This window comes from Microcystis aeruginosa LEGE 91341, from assembly GCF_015206885.1.
Classification (GTDB): domain Bacteria; phylum Cyanobacteriota; class Cyanobacteriia; order Cyanobacteriales; family Microcystaceae; genus Microcystis; species Microcystis aeruginosa_H.
The window spans coordinates 1-3,721 of record NZ_JADEXY010000218.1 but is presented as its reverse complement, the minus strand read 5'-3'; the positions used below and the strand labels follow the sequence as shown (position 1 = coordinate 3,721).

2 protein-coding genes and 1 pseudogene are annotated in these 3,721 nt (G+C 44.1%); all 3 read left to right on the top strand.

Annotation, left to right across the window (positions count from 1 at the left end; all coding sequences use genetic code 11):
- A partial coding sequence (locus tag IQ234_RS20145; RefSeq protein WP_193958378.1) for an N-acetylmuramoyl-L-alanine amidase family protein occupies positions 1-1,037 on the top strand: 1,037 nt, incomplete at its 5' end.
- Positions 1,038-1,134: 97 nt separating this feature from the next.
- Complete coding sequence (murI, locus tag IQ234_RS20140) at positions 1,135-1,947, top strand: glutamate racemase (RefSeq protein ID WP_185240528.1); 813 nt, start codon at positions 1,135-1,137, stop codon at positions 1,945-1,947.
- Positions 1,948-2,929: 982 nt separating this feature from the next.
- Positions 2,930-3,595 (top strand): annotated as a pseudogene (locus IQ234_RS20135) (IS4 family transposase); the annotation flags it as partial.
- Positions 3,596-3,721: the final 126 nt, after the last annotated feature.

Genomic DNA, 3,721 nt, shown 5'->3' with positions numbered 1-3,721 from the left:
GTCCCAATAATCCCCCCCCGAAAACTGCCAATAATCCCCCTTCTAGCAATCGTTTGGCCACGATCTCCTCGATCGATCTGACGGGTAATAACGATCGCCTGTTAATTCGTGCGGATTCACCCCTGAAAGCTAACGGCAGTGTTAACCGGGATGGGGTCTATGAACTACGCATCGAAAATGCTAAGTTAGCCGAGTCTTTTCGCGGTCCGCGCTTTGGTCGCTATAGTCCCATCTATCAACTGCGGGTACGTCAGGAAAGCGCCAATAAGGTGCTGATTTTGGTACAGACCGCAGCAGGGTTTCAACTGGGACAATTGACTCAATCGGACAGTCAAACCCTAGCCCTAGAATTGCTCTCCTCCCGCAATTCTGGCCCCGTTTCTCAGGTTCCTGACTCCACCACTATACCTGTTCCTTTACCCGCCAATACGGGGCAATTTAACCCACCGCCGCGCCCCTCTAACCCCACTCCTAATCCCCCCCAACAACGGAATGGCCGCTTTTTGGTGGTGATCGATCCGGGCCATGGTGGTAAGGATCCGGGGGCGATCGGAATTGGTGGCCTTCAGGAAAAAAACGTGATTCTGCCCATTTCCCTAGAAGTTACCCGCATCCTGCAACAACAGGGCATCGATGTGCGTCTAACTAGAGATAGCGATTTTTTCGTCACCCTGCAAGGTCGCACAGATCTGGCTAACCAGATCGATGCCGATCTATTTGTCAGTATCCACGCTAACTCTATGGGGAAAGGACGACCAGATGTCAATGGATTGGAAGTTTATTACTTCGGCGATCGCCGTTTGTCGGACACCATCCATCGCAATATTGTCCGTAGTGTCGATATGCGCGATCGAGGGGTGCGTCGGGCCCGTTTCTATGTGCTGAGAACCTCGAAAATGCCCTCTACCCTCGTGGAAGTGGGTTTCGTCACCGGCGCCGAGGATGCTGCTAAATTAGCCAATGCCAACTTTCAACGACAAATGGCGGCGGCGATCGCAGGGGGGATTATTGAATATATTCAACGAAATCTCCGTTAATGGTTAAATGATCGGAACATTAGTTTACTGATCAAAAAATCCGTGTTTTAATATCATCAAATAAAGCTATTTTAGATCAGCGTTTTCCTCGATATCTATGAGAGAATCACAACTTAGTCCGATTGGTGTGTTTGATAGTGGTGTGGGTGGACTGACCGTTTTAAGGGAGTTGTATAAACAACTGCCCCAAGAATCGATTCTCTATTTCGCTGATACTGCTAGACTTCCCTACGGAACCCGTTCTAAAGGGGAAATTATCGAATTTGTCCGGGAAATTCTCACTTGGATGGGCGAGCGCCGGGTGAAAATGGTGATTATGGCCTGTAATACCAGTTCCGCCCTGGCTTTAGAAGAAGTACGGGCCGAATTTAAAGATTTACCAATTTTGGGGGTAATTTTACCCGGTGCCAAAACTGCCGTTAAACAAGGAAAGCGCATCGGGGTGATTTCTACCCCGGCTACGGCTAAAAGTAATGCCTATAAACAAGCCATTCAAGAAATCGATCCTACTGCCCAAGTTTGGCAAATTCCCTGTCCTGAGTTTGTCCCTTTGATCGAGGCTAACCGCATTTTTGACCCCTACACCACCCAAGTGGCTAGGGAATATCTTCAGCCTTTACTGGCAGAAAATATTGATACTCTGGTCTATGGTTGTACCCATTATCGCCATCTTTCCCCGGTTTTACGTCGTCTTTTACCTAGTTCCGTGCGCTTGGTAGATCCCGCCGCTTCCGTTGTCCGAGCGGCGGAAAAAGAGCTAGAATTATTAGGTCTAAAAAATCCCGAAACACCCCTACCTACTAACTTCGCAGTTAGCGGTGATCCTGATACTTTTGCCCGTTTATCTCGTCAATGGCTAGGTTTTTCTCCTACGGTAGAAAAGGTTTATTTACCTGTCCCCGTTTTATAGCCGTCAGCCTTTTTAGTGATCAGTTAACAGTGAGCAGTAATCAGTGGAAACTGCTATTTACAGCCTTTCTCGTCAAGGTGAAGCATAGATACTAATACTTGCTAATCAACTATTTCAGTTGCCAGAACGAACCTCATCTTAAAACTCAAATCTGATAACTGATAACTGATTAGGAGTTGATTTTAGCTTTTCTGGCGATCGCTAGTAAGAGGTAGATCAGTAGTAGATACACCATTGGTAACACTAAGGTCATGGTAGGCATTGTTTGATTAGGGAGGAGAAAAGATAGTTAGGGCTTGCTGAATAATGGTAAAATCCTTTTAAAATAAGGCTTTTGACCTGTTAAAGTCCGATGTTCATGCTGCGAAAATAGGATTGGGACTTTCAAAAACCTTGCATTATCCTTTTTGTAGTACATAGCTTGGTACAAAAAACAAGGGCAACAAAGCCGGAAACGACCGGCTACTGACTCCTGACTCCTACCCCCAGGAAAAACTTTTTCAGCAGACCCTAGTTAAAATTAGGTAGGCTCGACCCTTCTCCATTGATCATTGAATCACTAGCGACGAGAAAACTAGCCAAATCTGCAAACAGATCGAGCTTATCCGCCAGTCACTCTGCCAAGGGACTGGGATCGATTTGGACAGGTAATAGTCTTCAACTCCATTCTCCCCACCAAAAACCTACGAGAAAAGACTCCTCATCTTAACAATTTATAGGTGAGAACTGGGGGTTAATTTCTCGCAACTGCCATTATCAACTTAACATAAGTTGTCAAGGACTGGGAAAAAATTTTTTAATACCATTTTTCAAAAGTAATGGCAGAGATGGTTAATTTCCCTCACCCCCAACCCTTATCTCCTTCTGGGAGCTATCCATTAGTCAGATCTTTCTTAACAAAAAGAGAAGAAACTTAAAAAAAGGGAAACGATTGATAGGTATAGTTTTGAAAGAAGGAATTAAGGTGGAGGTAAGCAAAAAAATGGAGAAATGGGCAGCCCAAGAACTACAGTATGCAGACCTAGGGGACACCAGAAGAAAGAAAAGGTTAATCAGTATCGTGGAAAACTTGGCCAGTCAACCTAGTACAAGTGTGCCACAAGCTTCAGGAAATCTAGCGGCAGCGAGTGCCACCTATGACTTTTGGAATTCTCCCTATTTTCACCCCTCAGATATAATTGCCGCCCAGGCCAAAAGTACAGTAGAAAGAATCAAAGAACATCCAATAGTTTTGGCAGTGCAAGACACAACAAGTTTAGACTTTACGACGCAAAAAGCCAAAAAAGGAATGGGTTATCTAGATTATAAAAAATCCTTTGGTCTCAAAGTTCATACCGTTCATACCACATTAGGAGTGTCACCGCAAGGAATACCTTTAGGACTGATGAATCAATATGTCTGGGCAAGAGAAGAAAAGAATTTAGGGATTGCCAAGCAACGCAAAAAAAGAGAAACCGAAGAAAAAGAAAGTCAAAGATGGTTAGATTCTTTGTCAGAAACATAACAACAAATACCCGAAGATATTCAAGTAGTAACAATCGGAGATTGTGAGGCAGACATATTTGATTTATTTGCCCAATCAAGAAGTCCTAACTCTCATTTATTAATCCGAGGAACTCATAACCGAAAAGTTAACTATCTCGAAGATATAGCAATTCTTGGAGCTATGAGGTACAATGAAAAGCAAATAGACAAATAATAGAACTCGCCAGCTTCCTATGAGACCCTATTCCGTAGATTTTCGCCAAAAAATTATCGATGTCTGGAAGAAAGA